The 18,649-nt window shown below is 37.8% G+C and carries 18 protein-coding genes; 6 read left to right on the forward strand and 12 right to left on the reverse strand.

Going from position 1 to position 18,649, the window contains the following annotated elements:
- The first annotated feature begins 30 nt into the window (after window positions 1-30).
- Window positions 31-1,626 carry a cell division protein FtsZ gene (gene ftsZ / locus AAC073_RS08810; protein WP_339923486.1) on the forward strand — a complete coding sequence of 532 codons (1,596 nt, stop codon included), beginning with the start codon at window positions 31-33 and terminating at the stop codon, window positions 1,624-1,626.
- A gap of 3 nt (window positions 1,627-1,629) precedes the next feature.
- Here the strand turns inward: ftsZ and AAC073_RS08815 are convergent, their stop codons facing one another.
- The gene (locus AAC073_RS08815) at window positions 1,630-2,154 is read right to left on the reverse strand and encodes an NAD(P)H-dependent oxidoreductase (protein WP_339923487.1); all 525 of its coding nucleotides are present in this window, start codon (window positions 2,152-2,154) and stop codon (window positions 1,630-1,632) included.
- A gap of 380 nt (window positions 2,155-2,534) precedes the next feature.
- On the opposite strand from AAC073_RS08815, the gene AAC073_RS08820 reads away from it, so the two are divergent.
- From AAC073_RS08820 to AAC073_RS08835, 4 genes are all read left to right on the forward strand, one after another.
- On the forward strand, window positions 2,535-3,371 hold the full coding sequence (locus tag AAC073_RS08820; protein ID WP_339923488.1) for a purine-nucleoside phosphorylase: 837 nt from the start codon (window positions 2,535-2,537) through the stop codon (window positions 3,369-3,371).
- Window positions 3,372-3,514: 143 nt separating this feature from the next.
- On the forward strand, window positions 3,515-4,180 hold the full coding sequence (locus AAC073_RS08825; protein WP_339923489.1) for an SDR family oxidoreductase: 666 nt from the start codon (window positions 3,515-3,517) through the stop codon (window positions 4,178-4,180).
- 80 nt (window positions 4,181-4,260) lie between these two features.
- On the forward strand, window positions 4,261-5,427 hold the full coding sequence (locus tag AAC073_RS08830; RefSeq protein WP_339923490.1) for a VCBS repeat-containing protein: 1,167 nt from the start codon (window positions 4,261-4,263) through the stop codon (window positions 5,425-5,427).
- 45 nt (window positions 5,428-5,472) lie between these two features.
- Window positions 5,473-6,525 carry a DUF3500 domain-containing protein gene (locus AAC073_RS08835; RefSeq protein ID WP_339923491.1) on the forward strand — a complete coding sequence of 351 codons (1,053 nt, stop codon included), beginning with the start codon at window positions 5,473-5,475 and terminating at the stop codon, window positions 6,523-6,525.
- A 425-nt stretch (window positions 6,526-6,950) separates the two neighbouring features.
- Here the strand turns inward: AAC073_RS08835 and AAC073_RS08840 are convergent, their stop codons facing one another.
- From AAC073_RS08840 to AAC073_RS08890, 11 genes are all read right to left on the reverse strand, one after another.
- On the reverse strand, window positions 6,951-7,553 hold the full coding sequence (locus AAC073_RS08840) for a YkgJ family cysteine cluster protein (protein WP_339923492.1): 603 nt from the start codon (window positions 7,551-7,553) through the stop codon (window positions 6,951-6,953).
- A gap of 60 nt (window positions 7,554-7,613) precedes the next feature.
- On the reverse strand, window positions 7,614-8,114 hold the full coding sequence (locus AAC073_RS08845) for a GreA/GreB family elongation factor (protein ID WP_339923493.1): 501 nt from the start codon (window positions 8,112-8,114) through the stop codon (window positions 7,614-7,616).
- A gap of 442 nt (window positions 8,115-8,556) precedes the next feature.
- A complete protein-coding gene (locus AAC073_RS08850; protein ID WP_339923494.1) occupies window positions 8,557-9,312 on the reverse strand; it encodes a DUF5995 family protein in 756 nt (251 codons plus the stop codon).
- 326 nt (window positions 9,313-9,638) lie between these two features.
- Window positions 9,639-9,992 (reverse strand): hypothetical protein, encoded by a 354-nt coding sequence (locus tag AAC073_RS08855; protein ID WP_339923495.1) that lies wholly within the window; start codon window positions 9,990-9,992, stop codon window positions 9,639-9,641.
- Between the two features lie 512 nt (window positions 9,993-10,504).
- The gene (locus tag AAC073_RS08860; RefSeq protein ID WP_339923496.1) at window positions 10,505-10,849 is read right to left on the reverse strand and encodes a hypothetical protein; all 345 of its coding nucleotides are present in this window, start codon (window positions 10,847-10,849) and stop codon (window positions 10,505-10,507) included.
- A gap of 57 nt (window positions 10,850-10,906) precedes the next feature.
- Window positions 10,907-12,037 carry an alpha/beta fold hydrolase gene (locus AAC073_RS08865; RefSeq protein WP_339923497.1) on the reverse strand — a complete coding sequence of 377 codons (1,131 nt, stop codon included), beginning with the start codon at window positions 12,035-12,037 and terminating at the stop codon, window positions 10,907-10,909.
- A gap of 141 nt (window positions 12,038-12,178) precedes the next feature.
- A complete protein-coding gene (locus tag AAC073_RS08870; RefSeq protein WP_339923498.1) occupies window positions 12,179-12,475 on the reverse strand; it encodes a hypothetical protein in 297 nt (98 codons plus the stop codon).
- Window positions 12,476-12,806: 331 nt separating this feature from the next.
- Window positions 12,807-14,129, reverse strand: coding sequence for an SGNH/GDSL hydrolase family protein (locus AAC073_RS08875; RefSeq protein WP_339923499.1), 1,323 nt, complete (start codon window positions 14,127-14,129; stop codon window positions 12,807-12,809).
- A gap of 427 nt (window positions 14,130-14,556) precedes the next feature.
- The gene (locus tag AAC073_RS08880; protein WP_339923500.1) at window positions 14,557-14,985 is read right to left on the reverse strand and encodes a DUF1801 domain-containing protein; all 429 of its coding nucleotides are present in this window, start codon (window positions 14,983-14,985) and stop codon (window positions 14,557-14,559) included.
- Entirely contained in the window at window positions 14,978-15,451 is a 474-nt protein-coding gene (locus AAC073_RS08885; protein WP_339923501.1) for an effector binding domain-containing protein, read from the reverse strand. Before AAC073_RS08885 ends, AAC073_RS08880 begins: the two co-directional genes overlap by 8 nt.
- A gap of 4 nt (window positions 15,452-15,455) precedes the next feature.
- The gene (locus AAC073_RS08890; protein ID WP_339923502.1) at window positions 15,456-16,217 is read right to left on the reverse strand and encodes a YafY family protein; all 762 of its coding nucleotides are present in this window, start codon (window positions 16,215-16,217) and stop codon (window positions 15,456-15,458) included.
- Window positions 16,218-17,117: 900 nt separating this feature from the next.
- Here AAC073_RS08890 and AAC073_RS08895 point away from each other — a divergent pair.
- The gene (locus AAC073_RS08895) at window positions 17,118-18,638 is read left to right on the forward strand and encodes a hypothetical protein (protein ID WP_339923503.1); all 1,521 of its coding nucleotides are present in this window, start codon (window positions 17,118-17,120) and stop codon (window positions 18,636-18,638) included.
- Window positions 18,639-18,649: the final 11 nt, after the last annotated feature.

Raw genomic sequence — 18,649 nt, forward strand, 5'->3', positions numbered from 1 at the left:
GTATTCAAAAGAGGAAAAATGTCAAGCATCATGAAAGACTATAAATTTGATATTCAAAAAAACCATCGATCGATCATCAAGGTCATTGGTGTAGGTGGAGGTGGTTCCAACGCCGTGAATCACATGTTTAATCAAGGAATAAAAGACGTGGAATTTGTGGTAGTCAACACAGATTCTCAAGCTTTAAAAAGCAGTCCTGTTCCGCTAAAACTTCAAATTGGAGTTCACCTTACTGAAGGATTGGGCGCTGGAGCAAACCCAGAAAGAGGTAAAAATGCGGCATTGGAAAGCAAGGACGAAATTAGAAAACTCCTTGAAGACAATACCAAAATGGTATTTATTACCGCCGGCATGGGGGGTGGCACTGGTACAGGAGCAGCTCCGGTCATAGCTAAAATAGCAAAGGACATGGACATCCTGACAGTAGGCATCGTCACTGCGCCATTTATATTTGAAGGAAGGAAAAAAACGTTCTCGGCGCAGGCTGGCATTGAAGCACTCAAAGAGAGTTGTGACACCGTACTTGTTATACTTAATGATAAGCTTAGGGATATCTATGGTAATTTACCTATTCGCCAGGCTTTCGGTAAGGCGGACAATATCTTAAGTACAGCGGCAAAATCCATCGCAGAAATCATCACAGAAACACAGGATGTTAACGTAGATTTTGAAGATGTAAAAACCGTTATGAAAGATGCAGGAGCTGCAGTAATGGGCTCTGCAATGGAAGAAGGCGAAGGAAGAGCTATCAAGGCCGCCGAAAAAGCGATCTCTTCACCATTGTTGAACAATGTGGACATAAAAGGTGCAGAGAAAATCCTCTTGTCTATCATGTCTGGAGAAGAAGAGGAGTTGTCTATGGACGAACTCGTGGAAATCACAGAATACATCCAGGAAAGAGCTGGGGACATGGCAGATGTGATCTTTGGGCAGGGCATAGATGCAGACCTTAAAAAAGCTATCCGAGTAACTGTTATTGCCACTGGTTTTGAAACGAAGGCTTTAGCCCCAAAAACCAATAAGGGGAATGAAGAAGAGCCTACAAAGAAGGTCATTGATCTTGAATCAGGAAAATTCTCCAAAGAGGAAGAAACGGCAGTATCAAGCCAATCCATACCTTTCACTGTACAGCAAGCCCCTATTCCTGTTCAGGAACCAACAAAACAACAAGAGCAGGTTACTGAAAATACTGCCCCAAAGGTAAATCCTCAGCAAACTAAAGCAACTGATTCTGAAGACGACGATTTTGAATATGTGACTCCAGAACCTAAAGCTGAGCCTAAAAAAGTACTGTCTTTATTTGACAAGCCTAGTCAAAATCAATATCAACAAGAAGAAAAGGAAACAGAAGCACCTTCTGTTAACCAGGTAGATTATTTTGAGCAAATCAAAGTGAAAGCGCTCAAAAGAGCGCATGACAGGTTTGAAAAACTAAGACAAATGAGATCTGTGGATCAGTCTCCGGAGGAATTCAAAGAAAAAATTGAAGTACCCGCTTATTTGAGGAAAAAGATCAAACTTCAAGAAGTTCAACACAGTTCTGAAAGAAGCATATCTAAATTTAACCTGAATGATGACAACGAAATCATCAGCAATAACAGGTTCTTGCATGACAATGTTGATTGACCTTTAAAAGTCAATCAACAATTTTGCTTGTTCATTTAACAAGGCCAAATACAGCCTGTTGGAAACATGGTCGTTTGACATATTTTCCTCTATTTTTGCCAGTTTAATCTTATTGGCCAAAACATGCATCCCCAGGTAATTGAAGATGTCGGTAAGGTGGCTAAGTGCAATGCCACCCCCGCCGATACCTGAAGAAATACCAACTAGGGCGCACTTCTTAGAACTAAAGCTATTTGGATAGGTCATCCCGTCTATAAAAGACTTTAATATTCCAGGAAATGATCCGTTGTACTCAGGTACTATGAATACAAACTTGCTCCCACTTTTAATTTTATCATGTATGGTATTGTAGGCTTTGTTTTTACCATTGTGCTCATACAAGGCTGTAAAAACAAAATCATCGGGCAATTCCGTGAGGTTAATGATATCAGCCTTGGCACCATGTTGTTCCAAAATCTCTTGATAAATGACAGCTATTTTCTTAGAAACTGCATTTTTACGATTGGTACAAACTACTATTTTAATCATAAAGGCTTATTTTTGATTATATTATTACAACCAAAGGCCCTATAAAGTTTCTTGTTAACGGATTTATACTGGAATTTGTAAATTATCAATGGGTATTTATTGATTTCTCTTCCTTTGAAATAACATTGTGGCAGGCTAATAATTTACAAGAAGTCTTAATGCCTATCCACCTCCCTATTCACAGAATAGGACTTGAATTTTGCCGAAAAATGCTGCATCGGCGGCAAAGTTATAGTAGGTCAAAATTTCTACCATAGCGTGCTCAGCCAAGGCCAAAGAGGTTATTCACCTTGATTGGGTGACAAGTTCACAAGTAATTCAAAGAATTACCTATTTTAGTATAAACACAGCTAATACGCGCTTCCTGAACCGGCAATGTAATGTATAAAAAACTAGAAATCACCTACCTGGACAAAATTCACCAGGCAGTAGCTCACCTAAAAGGTATAATTAACAGTAAACCTGAAATTGGAATAATTCCAGGTACCGGAATGGGCAGTTTACTCAATGATATTGAAACAATCATCGAAATCCCCTATCAAGATATCCCACATTTCCCTATAGCAACAGTAGTTTCACACCAAAATAAATTAATACTAGGGAAGGCTGAAGGCAAACTTATTCTGGCAATGAAAGGGCGTTTTCATTATTATGAAGGTTATTCTATGAAGGAAGTCACCTTTCCTATTCGGGTAATGAAAATGTTAGGCGTTAAAACGTTGATTGTTTCCAACGCTTCCGGAGGACTTAACCCAGATTTTAAAATCGGTGACGTTATGATCATCGAGGACCATATAGATCTATTCCCTGAGAACCCTCTCAGAGGCCTACATGTAGCAGAATTTGGAGACCGTTTTCCGGATATGAGTACTGCTTACAACCTGCAATTGATCGAATGGGCGCTGGATATTGCTAACCAAACCAAGATAAACTTAAGAAAAGGAGTTTATGCTGGAGTTCAAGGACCAAACCTGGAAACACCAGCGGAGTACAAGTACTTGAGAACAATTGGGGCAGATGCTGTAGGGATGAGTACAATTCCAGAAGTAATTGTGGCTGTTCAATCTGAAATGAGCGTTTTTGCTTTGTCGGCTATCACCGACTTATGCACTCCTGGAAACCTAAAAAAAGTTAGTCTTCCTGACATCATTAAAGCAGCTGCAAAGGCCGAGCCTGCTATGCGAAAAATTATCCTGGAATTATTAAGGAGAATTTAACCTCCATCAAAACCGCCAACAAAAACCTTACTAAATCACTCCATTCTGCAAATTGCAGGTGATTGCAGGTATACAACTTGAAGGTTGGCTCCATAAAATCACTATTGGAACAATTATTGAACACCTTCCAATAAAAAAGAATTATGGAAAAGGTATTAATAATTGGAGCAAATGGAAGTATAGGGCGTATCCTTTCAGAGAAGCTATCAGACCATCCTGATTACACCCCCATAGCCATGGTTAGGAAAGAAGATCAGGTAGAACATTTCAAAAATAAGGGAATAGCCACTGTCATTGGTGATTTAGAACAAGATTTTGGCCATGCCCTTCAGGGAATTGATAAAGTTATCTTCTCCGCTGGTTCAGGGGCCAAGACTGGAAAAGACAAAACCGAAATGGTTGACAAAAATGGCGCCATTAAAAGTGTGGATTTTTCGATTAAATACGGCGTTAGAAAATTTGTTATGTTGAGTTCTAGGGGTGCTGAAAATGCGGAAAAGGCAGATGAGTCTATGCAACATTACCTTCTCGCCAAAAAAGCTGCTGATGAACACTTGAAGTCGACCAATCTTCCTTATGCCATCGTTAGACCTGGCAGCTTAACAGATGGCCCTTTTACTGGAAATATAAAAATAGCTGACATTTTCAATGAAAAAGGGGATATTTCGAGAGCTGACGTGGCTGCTGTTTTAATACACATGCTCGATCATGGAATAGATGGGAAACAAGTTTTTGAAATCCTAAGTGGAAAGGTAGACATTGAAGACGCTGTACGTTTATTCCTTAAAACAGGTCAAGCAGTGACATAATATTCCTTATTTGACAGTTTTTAGCCATTTATCATTTTTTTAGTTAAATTTATTGGAACAGTAACCCAATAACCTAAACTATGATACACTGGCTCTCTTATTTGTTCACCACTGTTTTAATAAACAACTCACCCGAACCACAATTTCAAGCCCAGACACTGGACAGCAATATTCAAATCGGCTATGGACTTGCCATTGGAGATGTAGACGGTGATGGGAAACCAGACATTTTATTGGCTGACAAGGATGAATTTGTCTGGTATAGAAATGGTGATTGGAAGCGGTTTGTTATGGTCAAAGATCTTACCGAATATGACAATGTGTGCATTGCCGCAAGAGACATTGATGGTGACGGCATGGTAGAGGTAGCGGTAGGTGCTCAATGGAACCCTGGAGAGACCTCAGATGAACAACAATCCGGCTCGGTACATTACCTAATCAGACCAAATGATCCTACTCAAGCCTGGGAGCCTGTAAAGCTACACCATGAGCCTACGGTTCATCGGATGCGATGGGTGAAAGCGGATGATAACTTATTTCACCTGGTCATGCTCCCCCTCCACGGAAGAGGCAACAAAGGGGGGGCAGGTGACGGCGTAAAAGTAATCGCGTATGAACAAGTGGACAATGAAGGTAGAGATTGGAGACATTGGGTTTTGGACCAAAGCATGCACGTAACCCATAATATGGAATCGGTCCCCGGTGAGACAGGTGAAACATTGTATATCGGTGGTAAAGAAGGCGTCAAGGCCTTTTCTTTTCAGGATGGTAGTTGGATATCAAAGCACAAGGAAGGCTGGTTGATAAATGAATATGGGTTTGGAGAAATTCGTGTTGGTAAAGATGCAGCAGGAAACGCGTTCCTCGCAGGAGTAGAACCTTTTCACGGCCCGACTTTATCCGTCTATACTGTCGACAAGCAGCCTTTTACCATTGAAAACTTAAGCAAGACTCTCCTGACCTCAGCCATGATGCAGGGCCATGGGCTTGCTGCAGCAGACTTGCTCAATATGGGTCAAGATCAGGTAGTTGTCGGCTGGAGAGAAGCCAATGACGATGGTGACCTCGGCATAAAAATGTTTGTGCCACAAGAGGATGGTTCCTGGGCAAAACACTGGCTGGACAAAAATGACATGGCATGTGAGGACCTGAAAGTAGCCGACCTTGACGGTGATGGCAAACCAGAAATTATAGCTTCAGGAAGAGCGACAAAGAATTTAAAAATATATTGGAACAAAAGTTATTGACCCAAAAATTCCAATAAAATCAAACCCAAGCTAAACCTTACTTTCATGTATCAATCCCTAAAAAGCATCTCAGCGACACTCCTACTTTCAGTGGGAATCGTACTATTTAGCTCTGCGCAGGATCTTTCACCTCTGGCCAACAAATTTATTGAAAGTTTAAGCCCGGAACTTAAAAAGCAAGCAAGTTTTCCTTTTGATCACTCCGAACGATTCAATTGGCATTTTGTGCCTCGGGAAAGAAATGGCCCTACTTTTCACGACTTTAACCAAACTCAGACAACAAATGCCTTGAATTTGATGAGAGCTTCCCTAGGTACTTCAGGTCAAGAAAAAGCTGCTGCTATTATCGAACTTGAGAACGTCTTGAGAGCCGTTGAAAATAGACCTGAAAATGACACTTATCGGGATCCATTAAATTATCACTTCAGTGTTTTTGGCCAACCATCTGCTGACAAAGCTTGGGGCTGGAGACTTGAGGGGCATCATTTATCGCTGAATTTTTCCTCTGCTAAAGGCACAATCACCTCCTCCACCCCATCTTTTATGGGGTCCAACCCTGGTATTGTATTAGAGGGACCACATAGGAACAGGCAGGTTCTTGGGGATGAAACCAACGTAGGATTTCAGTTATTGCATTCGTTGAATGAGCCCCAAAAGAAGCAAGCCGTTTTTGCCAACAAGGCCCCAGCAGATATAATCACCTCTAATGACAGGAAAGCGAAAATTCTGGATCAGTCTGGGATAAAAGGAAGTAACCTTCAACCAAATCAGCTGGCCCTACTTAAAGAGCTTGTCGAAGTTTATCTTTCCAGATACACGGCTGAATACCATGCTGCCTTATTGAAAAGAATTGAAAATCATGGTTGGGAGAATATGTCATTTGCTTGGGCAGGGGCAGAAACAAATAGCGTTGGCCATCCTCACTATTATAGCATTCAGGGTGCTGGACTACTGATCGAGTATGATAATGTTCAAAACAATGCCAACCATGTGCATGCAGTGGTACGGGACCTTCAAAATGACTTCGGAGGTGATCTTTTGCAAAGCCATTATTTGGAAGACCATTTAGGCAATAACATTGCTCACAGTGCGGAATAAGCAAGCACAAGCGAAGAATAATAACATAACCCTATGGACAAATAATCAGAAGAGCTTTTGCTAGATTATAAGAAAAGTAAATTGACGAATAACTGAATTTATACGAATTAAAAAAAGCCTGAAAGGCTTCAACAATAATAACCATGGGCGAAACCCGTGGAACGAAAACATAAATACCATCTGATCTTGACGGCACATTTGCCCGTTTTTAGCCAAAACAAATGTAGATAGATAAATAACTGAATTTATACGAATTAAAAGAAGCCTGAAAGGCTTCAACAATAATAACCACGGGTAAAACCCGTGGATCGAAAACATAAATACTATCGGATTTTGGCGGTATTGTTGCCCGTTTTTAGCAACAATGCTGACAAAATCCAGACGCTCGCTAGCTAAGGAATATTAAGGTATTAACACTGCTTAAACTACACAGCTTTTTTCTTGATTTCAGGACAAGGCCTGTAGGCATAATACTGTAAAACTTCCTCCAATGCCATTTTCAGGGCTTTATTAACGGGTAAGATTTTATTACCCATCTGAAAGTCTATTTGATTCAGTTGCATATAATAGTCCGTAAAAATCGGCACCTCCAAACCTTTAGAAATGGCCTCTACAGTAGCATTGTATTGATTCGTTTGACCTTCTTTTATAATTTTACAAGTAGCCAATCTCAAATTGCCATATTTATCCTTATTGGCTGCAAAACCGAAAAGGCGACAAATTAAACCCCGGTACTTGTAATCACTACACCGACCTTGGCCATTAATGGTTAGTGGTTTATAAATAAAGCAAGCAGTATTATGCGCTTCCTCTAGCATATTAAGGGTGCTTTCTGCCTCCCCATTTAAAAACAAATGAAAAGCCCATGGCAAAAATTCTAAAGGAGAAGCCTCAATATCAGGGTAGGAACAACATTTCCCACAACCAGAAACACAGCCCAATCCTGATGTTTTTTCAAACTGAGCGCTTTCTTGCTCCAATTGGTAAAAAAGTCTTTCCACCAATTCCACTTTTCGCGCTATCGACATTATTTTTTCCCGAAGGTAGAATTAAAAAAGCTATAAAATGATATTTAATTATAAAAAAATTCAATAGTTAATCTCCATGATTTCAAAAACCCTATCTGCTTTTGCGAGCTTCAAAATTGCTTTGTCTCCAACCTTCTTGTCTATTAATAATCTTGCAATTGGCGAAATAAATGAGATCTTCCCCTTGGCAACATCGGCTTCGTCCACACCTACAATTTGATATTGATTGAGCTTAGTCTCATCCCCAATTCTAAAGCTTACAATTGCACCAAACCGTACCTCATCTGGAGGCTGATTAGCAGCGTCCACTATCTTGGCCGAATTGATTCGGTTATTTAGCAACTGCAATTTTGCATTGATATGATTAAACGCAATTCTCCGTTCTTTCTCATCATGGTGTCCCAATTGTTCTCTTTCATTTATTAAGGTCTCTTTTTCTACCAAGAGTTCATCCATACCATTGCGGGTTACATAATTCGTTGCCCCCTCCGGTAAGTCAGCCCTAGGTGGAACCATTGGTATTTCTTCCTGATCGTCTTCTTTTACAAATCCTCTACTCATTGTATTTTAATTAAAATTTTATAAACTGAGTTCGAGATAAGGTGTTTTAAAACAGACCAAATTATCAATAAGATCCTTTTTTGAGGTTTTTGAAGGCAGAGAGAACTTATTAAGCTTTCTAATAGAAACTCAATAACCATCTCTGATTTAATCCCATAAACCTAAGGATGACGATAATAGTCTGAAATTTGATTGAACTCACTTTTATGTTTGCTAGCGCTCAGTGTAGCTGTCCAGCTTAGGTACTAGCTACAAAAAGAAAGCCTAAGGTTTATCTAAGAGAAAAAAATTACAGATAATTAATTCACTGCTATTTTAGTAATATCAATTTGAATGGAAAATTACAAATTAAAAAGAATAATTTTGGTTAAACATAGTTGAAAGTAGCCACCACATTTTGCCAGATTTCCTTTTAAATTTTACCCTTTGAATCAAGGGTTTTCTAATCTGCTTTTAATTCAGAAATGACGGCGCCCACTTCTTTTGTTTCAAACTTTTGAATAATTTTGAGCAATAAGCGAATGGCTATTGACTTCGGGGATTTTATGTGTTCGCTTAGTTTAAGGACAAAATAGTCAATCTTATTTCTGGTATTTTCACCATGCTTTTCTTTTAATGCCCATAGAAGTTTGGCCGAATTCCAGGATTGTTTACGTGCTTTACGCATGCTGAAATTAATTAACTTTTCATCATTATTTTTCCCAATTAGGTCTAAAATAAACATTAAGGGTGATACCCGACTGAGACGTTCTTGCAACTCATTGGTAATTTGAAAAAGGATGTCGTTCACTTTATTGAAATCATTTTCAATATCACGGATTTTCCCTCCCGACATTGTTGCTGCTGTGGCCACAGCTAGGTCCAGGTTGATATGAGCGTTCATCCCTAACATTATATGTTGCACGATTGTCAATGAATCCTCTCCTTGATCAAAAGCATAGGCCCATGAAGCACTAAGGGTTTGGCCCTTTTTATAGGCACTGTAGGCATCAAGATACAATTTGGCAAATGCCACATCCAAGGTTTCTAAGCGCGCGTTGTCCTCAAAATGACCTAGGGCAATCTCGGAAGCGATCTCAAAAGTAGTACGCCTGTAGATATATGCGAACAAACCCAGTCTGCTATTGGTAATGATACTTTCATCAATAATCACATCAAGCTCCTTAATGACGTCCTGTATGGTGGTAGAGTCCTGCATGGTATTGAGGTTTAACGTAAAGGTATCGCATGGCTTCTCAAGCCCTTTAGAGTAGCCTTATTTAAGAGTTAATTGTTGCTAACTGCTGCTAAGTGCTTTTGATAGTTTCTTAGGTTGCCCATCTAAGATAGTAATTTATGCGGAAATTTGTTTACCCCATAATTTGCAATAAACCCTAGAACTTATTACAGGAATTGTGATAGGATAATGTTTTCAGAAAATTCTTATTCAAGGTAGTGGCATGTTTCAACCTAATGGGACCACAAATAACTGATTTTTCAAAACAAGGAAGCAAAACATAGCCCTGAACTGGCTGAAGTGCTATTTCAAATTTTATCGGCAGGATAGGATTCCACATAAAGCGTCGCTGAGTTATCGGGCTTTCTTCTTATCTCCACATTCGTCAACAGTTGCTTATAATTATTAAACTTAGCCTCTTTTCTCGAAACAAGTAAGTTCAGCATTTTTCTTCCTTCGTAATTGGCTTTAGTCATTTGTTTCAAAATTGATTTCATCTCTTTATTGTAAGGCAATTTGTTTTGGTCAGAGACATGATAATTCCACGCAATTATGCCCATCTTTGCTTTGGTCAAGTATTCATTCTCTGTTTCAGAACCGTTGAGAAGAGGTTGGATAAATTGTATCAAAATACTTGAATAGGCCACGTAATTTTTTTCCATACTAAATGGTTATTTGAATTTTAAAATTTCTCTGATATCTAAATGGAGCCTGAATCAGGTGACTTGATTAATCACCGTATATTAGCAAATATTAAGTCCTTAGTAATTAATTAAATTCCCAACCATTATTTTTAAGCACTATAATAGTTCGTCCTTCAATTGTATAGGTAGTGCCAAGCATAAATAATTAACTATCCTACTTAATACAAATTTATGTTTTATCAAACCCGACTGACAGTAAGTAAGATTTGCGGCTTCTCGCTTCACTTAACTAATCATAAATATTAAACATTTAAGCTAAAAAAGGAATCTTTCATTGAAAGAATTGTAAAACCTTACCGCATTGGATTTACAGCTCAGTAGACTAGGTCTATCAATAACCATTTCTGGTAAGTATGAGCCCACTTAATTCACTCCTCCTCCCTGAGCCCTGAACTCGGCCATTGAGTATGTCGAAGAGTGACTAATGGTGGCCAAGGGCACTAGGCTGCTTCAGTTTTCAAAATGCTTAGTTATTGAATGCTATTTCTATTCTTTTTGTAGGGAATATAATTCTGCCATTTCCATGGTGTGTAAGTGTCGCCAATCGTTATTTCCAAGAGTTTTTTGAATATGATTTCTGCATTGTCACTGTTTGAGATCATGATAACACCTGTTCCTGTTTCAGGAAATACAATCGTATAATGTTGAAAACGGCTGTCATGACCTTCTTTAAATGCGCCAAACCCAAACCGTGTTTGCAACAAGCCCCAACCCAATCCATAGTTTAAATGAATTGAATCATTTTCAGTTGATGCTTGAATCGAACCCTGCCCAAATTGTGCCTTAGTCTGAATGCTAAAATTCGGTTTGAACAAGTGCTGGGTAATTTTTGATTTCTCCTTGAACAGTTTAATAATATGTTATCCAACGTATTATTCTACTTGTTTTAAAATCCAATCTGCCATTTCCTTTAACGCTAGGGGCGAAAATGTTTCCTCAATCTTTGCATACTCAGCAGGGGATCCCGTTTCACAGTTCTGGAAAAGATGATTAAGATTTGGCAACTCCTTAACAGTCCAGTTAGTATTCCCCCCCTTCTTTAGTGCGTTACTAATTCCTGATAAATTTTCTTTAGGCGTCACCACTAAATCCTTTTCTCCATTTAAGGCTAGAATGGGACAAGTGACGGCTTCTAATATTGATGCAGGATCGTACACCAGGAAATTTCTAAACCATTCCGATGACCACTTATCTAATTGAGTCGATACAACCTTCTCCTTGGTTATATTTGACGGCATTAACTCACTAGGAGAATCATCATAGGATTGCTCAATAAATTTAGCTAAGCCGACCTTCAAAGAATCTACATCAATGGATAGTGATATCATATCATACGCTTTTTTGTGTAATGGCATTATGTATTTTTCTATATCCGATTCGGACACACCATCTGCCTTCGCAATTAATTCTTGCTGCATTAGAAGAACTTTCATTATTTCAATTCCAGGACCAGCAAGCAGAACAATGAAACTTACATCTTTAGAATTAGATGCGACCATAGGCGCAATCAAACCTCCTTCACTATGTCCTATCAGCCCAATTTTATCTTTATCTATCTCAACCCTTGTTTTTAGAAATGCTACAGCGCTGGCAACGTCCGATGCAAAATCGGCAGTTGTTGCTGCTTTAAAGTTACCCGTGGATTTCGCAACACCCCTGTCGTCATACCTCAAAACCACTATTCCATGTTTTGTCAAATGGTCTGCAATGATCAGGAAAGGTTTATGTCCAGATATTTGTTCATCTCTGTTTTGGGCACCGCTTCCGGAAATCAAAATGACGGCTGGATATTTTCCTACTTCCGAGGGTAATGTAAGTGTTCCAGCTAAGGTGACTTGGGCTTGGATATTTTCAAAGGTAACTTCTTCTGTGTAGTATGGATATGGCTTCGATGGTTCCTGCGGTCTATTTATAGAAGTCTTATAGAAAAAAAATACAATTAGTCCAATTGCCAATACTCCGAAAGAAATCCCAATACTGCCTGCTATTCTTTTTATTTTCATAATGGGCTTAGATGTTAGCTAACTTGATTAAACTAAGAAACGTGGGGCACTTGGAGCCGATCTCCTCAAGCCTACTACTAACTTCTTAAAGATAATGATTTTCTACTTTACTCGGTACTGCCCGCTTCATCCAAGGTGATGTTATGGGCTTTTTTTCAATCCTTCTATTATTTCGAACAGGTCATCGGATTCTAACTCTTTTAAACCCGTTAATTCATCATATTTTTCTCCAATGCTGCTTAGTTGCCTATTGTTTGGATTAACATCAGCTATATCAATCATCGCTGTACTGTCATTTCTTTCAATTAACCCGAGGTTAGATAGGTCCATAAAGTCCTGTAGGAGCAATTCTAAATCCAACGATACTTCTTCTGAACCTGTTTCATATTCCCAGTCAGTTCGATAACTATACTGCACCACCTGCAATTTCACTACCATTTTTAGGTAATTAATCAGTTTGTCTTTATCCTTATTGATCTAATTGCCCATAACATTGATACATTGTATTCAATACTAGTGATTGGTGAAACATATAACTGAAGAGAATGAATGCTGTCGCAACCAGTTATTGATGTGAGAATTTTCTGATAATTACCTGACTCTGTCAAAGTATCGCTATACCAGTCGATTATTGAATTCTGGTTTATAGTGTCATAGTGCTGAATCAGATATGAAGGGTTAACATTTAATTATAATAGTGCGATACTGTCAATGCCATAACTGGAAATACATCGTGAAAAATGCCGTCTTCATAATATCCCCCATCCAATCAATCGTGTCTCCTTGACCTATTATCAGTTGAATAATCAGACAATGTTCCATTTAGAAAAATATGTGAAAAAATCAATTCGTTTTTATCATACTTCTCAGGATTAGCATCAAAGTCTGCTTTCCTACTATCATTATTCAATGAATTTCTTTTTTCCTCTAAAGTTAAAGGCTGGATGGATGGATAAATTTTCACAATATGCTTCTTCGTTTCACTCAATTTCACAAATCTTGACTGCTTTCTGTAATAAGAACAATAACCATCCCAATTAGCAAACTCGTTTTTTACTCCATCGACCTCAATAATATACCTTCCTCCTGTTGGACCAACTATTATATCTAAACCCATTTCATTCCCTATAAAGGAAAATTGGTAAGTAGCGTTTGTGTCTTGAGAAACAAAATAGGGATTTTCTAATGGTTTAAATTTGTCGAGATAGCTTAACTGTCCAATTGAATCAACATAATCGTAATTTTTTGATTGTATTACTACACCTTTAATCATCGTTGTGTTTTCATAATTGTCAGTAATCAATACAGGCTTTATTATATGTTTTTTTACACCTCTCAACGTATCTATCTTCAATAAACATTTTGCTAAAATATCCTTATAAACTTCGTGTCCGAAATCTGTTGGATGAACTTTGTCTGCTGTAAAAACATACTGTCCAGAACTGTTTAATAAAGTAGTTTTGTCATAATCGCTGTCATACCAAACAACAGCATCTGATTCAATCATATTAAAAGTTTGAGAAGTCCATGAAACTGACGGTATGTCATAATAGGACGCGATTGAATCGTGTTTAGTCGCAGACATATTCATTTTACCGTTTTCACAGTCAGATAATGAAGCTACATTAACTGTATAAACGAAGCAAATATCTGTATATGGATTTTTTGACCATATTTTACGCACCATTCCTTCCATACTTTTTTCTACATCAGAGGAACTTGCACCGCCATCATTAACTGCAAATTCGATGAAAATCAAGTCAAAATCGGACTTACTCAGTAAATGTTCATCAATTCTAAACACTCCATATTTAGAGTCAGTTCCTCCAATGGCAGCACTGTAACTATATAAGTCTTTTATGGAGTATTGCTCTTCTATCCAAGATACTATTTTAGGTCGCCAACCATTTGCCGCAGTGATACTCCCTCCTATAAATCCAATTTTAACGTCTTGTTTTGTATTTATCTTATCAAAGAAATTAGGCAGACCATGTCTTGCTGAAAATTCAGTGGTGTCTTTCAATTCCCACTGAGCAAAGCATTGTAAAGAGATTATCAACATAATACTAGACAGTATAAATTTGCTTTTCATATTCTTAATTATTTAAATTATATACTTTGCATAATATCAGTACTGTTTTCTTTGCCCAGTAATATAGCGCCTGATAGCCTACTTTTTTAAGACCTATAAAGATAAAAATAAGAAACAAACTATCAACATCCCCTTCACCAAACCACATCCGGCATCCTGACCAGTGCTTTTAAGGCCACGCAAAAAATCAATATCGACGGTCAAATGGGTAAAGTGGTAATAGAAGTGGTTAAAAAACAGGCTCCCTAATCAGAAAGCAAATGGAGAAAATCTTTCCCCATAGTATACCAAGTTCCCAACACCGTGAACTGGTCCCTGAGCTTGTCGAAGGGTCGAAGGATCATTGAAGTTTACACTGAAACTTTCACAGGGCACACATTCCATTCAGAATGCCTGGTTATTAGCCTCTGGCTTTCTTTATTAATTTTCATATTCCCAATGTTATCTGTTCTTTTACATTGTGATATATCAAAGAGGCTTTTATACATTCTTTTAATTCCAATTCAGGGATTTTTTGGTTTAATTGAAAGACAATTGCTCTTTTTCCTTCGTATTGAAATTTGTGGTCAAAGACTAACCTGAAAGTATCGACCAACCTACTCGTGCATTGGAAATACATTGCATATTGGTCAGGAGTTTTTTCTTTCCAATCCATTCGCAAAGTACTGCCGTTTTTGGTGACAAAACTGGGTTCTCCCCATTTTAAAGTTTCTTCCAATACAGTTACACCTGCGGTTTCTTCTGCTGTTGCTATTACCAATTCCCTTAGATGTTGCAATTTATCCCGAACATTGTCGGGATAACTCGCAAAAACTGCATTTACTCTTGGGTCTGTTTTTAAGGTTAGTTTACCCATTCGCTTCTTGTTTAATTCCTACGTAAAATTCTACTTCGGCATCTGATGGATTTTGTGCTTTTTCACCGAAAATCTCAAAATCGGCATCATAGGTTCTGTCTAATTTCATCTCAAAGATTTTAGACCATTGGTTAACCACCAAACCTTGCATCAAGTCTCCTTTTGTAGTTGTCTTAATGTAAGTTCCACCATTATATGATTTACCGACCATTCCATAGGGAATGTTGTCCAAATTTTCAACTTTGCAACCGAGTATTGCCGTATAAGGTTTTGTATGGTCCCCTTCATAGTCCGTATAAAGTGAATAAATTTCACTATCAACTTTGTTAGGGATTTTTGCCAAAATGCTCTCGGAGAAAAACTTGCCCCAAAGTTCTGCAATTTCTTTAATTGCCTGTCCGTTCTCGTTTGTTGTTCTTATTGAGATTCCAATAATTTTAAAAGGTTCAATTTTTACTGTTTGCATTTTATTAAGTTTTATGATTCAATGCAAAAGTAGATTGGCCTTGTGCCAAAGGTATGTCAGGGGTATTTTTATGTTTTTCACTGCATTTTTCGAGATATTGTTGCAAAGTCATTTTGTGAGGTTCAAAATGATTGCCTAAAATTTCCATTTTTTGGATGAAATCAAGACGGAACGCTCTAAAGTCATTTCTTAATTTGCAAAAGGCGATAAGTACCCAATTGTCTTGTGTAGTGTAAAGTGCAAATGGTTCGATTTCTCTTTGACTTTGCTTGTTTTCCAATGACAGGTAATCAATTCTTATCGTTTGATAATTTGATATCGTAGATTGAAGTTGAATCAGAAAATTGCTTGTTTTTTCGTTTTCACGGTTATTGCGTACCTGTATTCTGCTTGTTAGCAATTCGGCTTTTTCCTTTTGGTCGTACTTTAGAACCGATTTGATTTTTGTAATTGCACTCTCGTATTGTTCAGTTAAGGATTGGTCTTTATTTTTTCTAATTAGTCTTTCCGCTGTTATTAAGGCGTTGGCTTCTTCTTGGGTAAACATTACTGGTGGAAGTTTGTAACCTTCTACAACGGAATAGCCTTTTCCTTCTTCTGTCAAGATTGGAATTCCCGATTTCTCAAGAGTCCGGATGTCCCGATAAACCGTTCTAACGCTTACCTTATGTTTTTCGGCAATATCTGTTGCGGTTACAATCCGTTTCGATTGTAATTGGGTTAGGATTGCTGTCAATCGTGCAAGTCTGGGTTTTTCTTTGTCCATTCGGTTTTTTTCAGCTTGTTGCGTAGAGTAGCGTCTTTTAGGGCTATTTTATTAGTACCTATAAAGATAATAATAAGAAGCAAACTATCAGCGTCTCACTCGCAAGTTGATGGCCTCGCTAATCCGAAGTCCGGCACTATAGATGGTTAGCAGAGTCAAGCGATTTATCAGATTAACACCCGCCTGAAAGATTCCCACTATTTCTCCTTTGCTAAGTACCTTTGGCAATAAGGGGGCACTCATGGGGCGCTAGATCTCATAATTTTTTTAGGGTTTCCCCAAAACTTGTTCAAAAAAGGCTTAGACTGCATCTATCAGTTCATTTTGGCCAGATTCAGAGATTTTGTTCTTACAGATTTGATCCTAGACAAACCTTCAATCTCTTCTTTGGTAATGGATAGTAAATCCCACTGTTCAAAGAATCACAGTAATTTGGAAAAGACTACAGAACAATTAGCTCTCGTAGAAAGACTATCATAGGTTTTTGCTGAAGCTGATCGATTAGTTCTTAACTTTTTTCTGATAGACTGAAACTTGGCTATTGGGTTAATGCTTCTGATTTTTGCTTAATTTTAAGTTAGCCTCTAAACAAGGATTTTAAATTTTCTTGGCTATTGGCCATACTTCAAAGCTTCTGCGTAGGATGATTGAAACTAGTATTTAGCTTTTTGAATGGCTTGCACGATGTCAAATCAATCACCTAGCCTAACACTGCCTTTAATCTAAAATGAGCAAGAATCGGTCCCGACCGAGCTGAATGCTATTAAATAAATAATTTCCCCAAAGAAAATAATTCCACTGGTTATCAATACTTTGAAAAAAAATCCTTGAAAACAACCAACTTATAATTTATCATTGAACTAAGAATTCATTTTTTGATTTGAAATCAGATTTTTGCTCATGAATAATAATTTTTTAGTACTGGCGCTATTGGCAATTTTTTGTTCCTGTGAAGGAATTTCCGAAGATGATCAAATTCCAATTTCACCAGATGAAAAAAGTGACATAAATCTTCCTCCAGAGAAATTCACTGTTTTTGTTGATAGTGTAACCTACGACAAAGCATTTTTGAGTTGGGAAGAATCCAAAGATCCTGAGGGCTTTAGAAATTATTATACAATCTTTTTTGGGGATAGCATACTATCAGAAAACCAAGTGAATACAGGCCTTGTCATTGAAAGACTCAATGGATTGACAAATTACGAAGGTAAAGTATTAGCTAAAGATCCTCAGGAGAATACCTACTCAGTGAACTTTAAGTTTATCACGAAAAGAGATTATCAAACCTTCTTAAAATACCTGAATTTCAGTATGGATCAAGAGTGTGTTTCTGGCTTTATCCAAAACCTTTTTAAGGCACCGGATGGGAATTACCTTGCCACAGGAAAGTCATCTGAAAACGGCTCTAATTTTTTCAACTTTGTTGCCAAAATTGATCCATTTGGGAATCCGATTTGGATGAAGTCGTATCCTTATGAAAATGGAGATTATTGGGAAATCCAAGCATTCTTAACTAAAACAGGTCTCTTGATCATGAGCAATCATCATGTCATCAAACTAGACGAAAATGGAAATGAGATTTGGGTAAACGCCATTGAACTGTTTAATCGAGGTATAGGTGGAGTCGAAATTCAAGATATTTTACAAGGAACGAATGAAGAAATATTCCTTATTGGTGATCTTAATTCGGAGAAGGTTGACGTGATTAAGCAGGGAGTATTGATGAAACTAAGTCCTGATGGAGAAATTGTATGGGAAAAATTCTTTGAAACATCACTACGAAGTTCTTTTAAGAGAATAGTGATCTCTCAGGAAAATAATTTAGTGATTCTTGGAGCAAAAGAAACGAATGGATGTACTAAGCAGGAATCTAATTCTGGCTATTGTGAACAAATTGATTTTTGGATTTTAAGACTTTCCATGTCAGGAGAGATCGAATGGGAAAACACCTATAGTGATTCCAATTTAGACATGCCGCAAACACTTATCGAGCTTAAAAACGGAAATATTGTTTTTGGAGGAATCAGTATCGGTAATTCTCAATCTTACAGTGCTCGAATTTTTGAAATTCGTTCGAATGGTGAAAAAATTTGGGACCATATAGATCCTTACCATTATTTCTATTCTGTCAAAGAGACTCCCGAGAATGGATTAATAGCAATAGGAATGGAAGATGCCTATTCTTATCAAAGAAAAATGGGGCTGGTCAAATTTGGCAATAATCGGACAGTTGCATGGAGGAAATCCTATGGAGAATCTATGACAAATGTCTCAGCTAAAGACATCTTGGTTGATGGTGACTTTGGATTTAGAATTGCAGCCAGTAGGGAAAATATGAATGCCTTTGATTGTGATCAAAAGTTGCTTTTTATAAAAGCTGATCCATGGGGATACTTTGAACATCCTAGCCTAAACGAATAAATCATTTCTTA

This window comes from uncultured Cyclobacterium sp. (genome assembly GCF_963977555.1).
In the GTDB taxonomy this organism is placed as follows: Bacteria; Bacteroidota; Bacteroidia; order Cytophagales; family Cyclobacteriaceae; genus Cyclobacterium.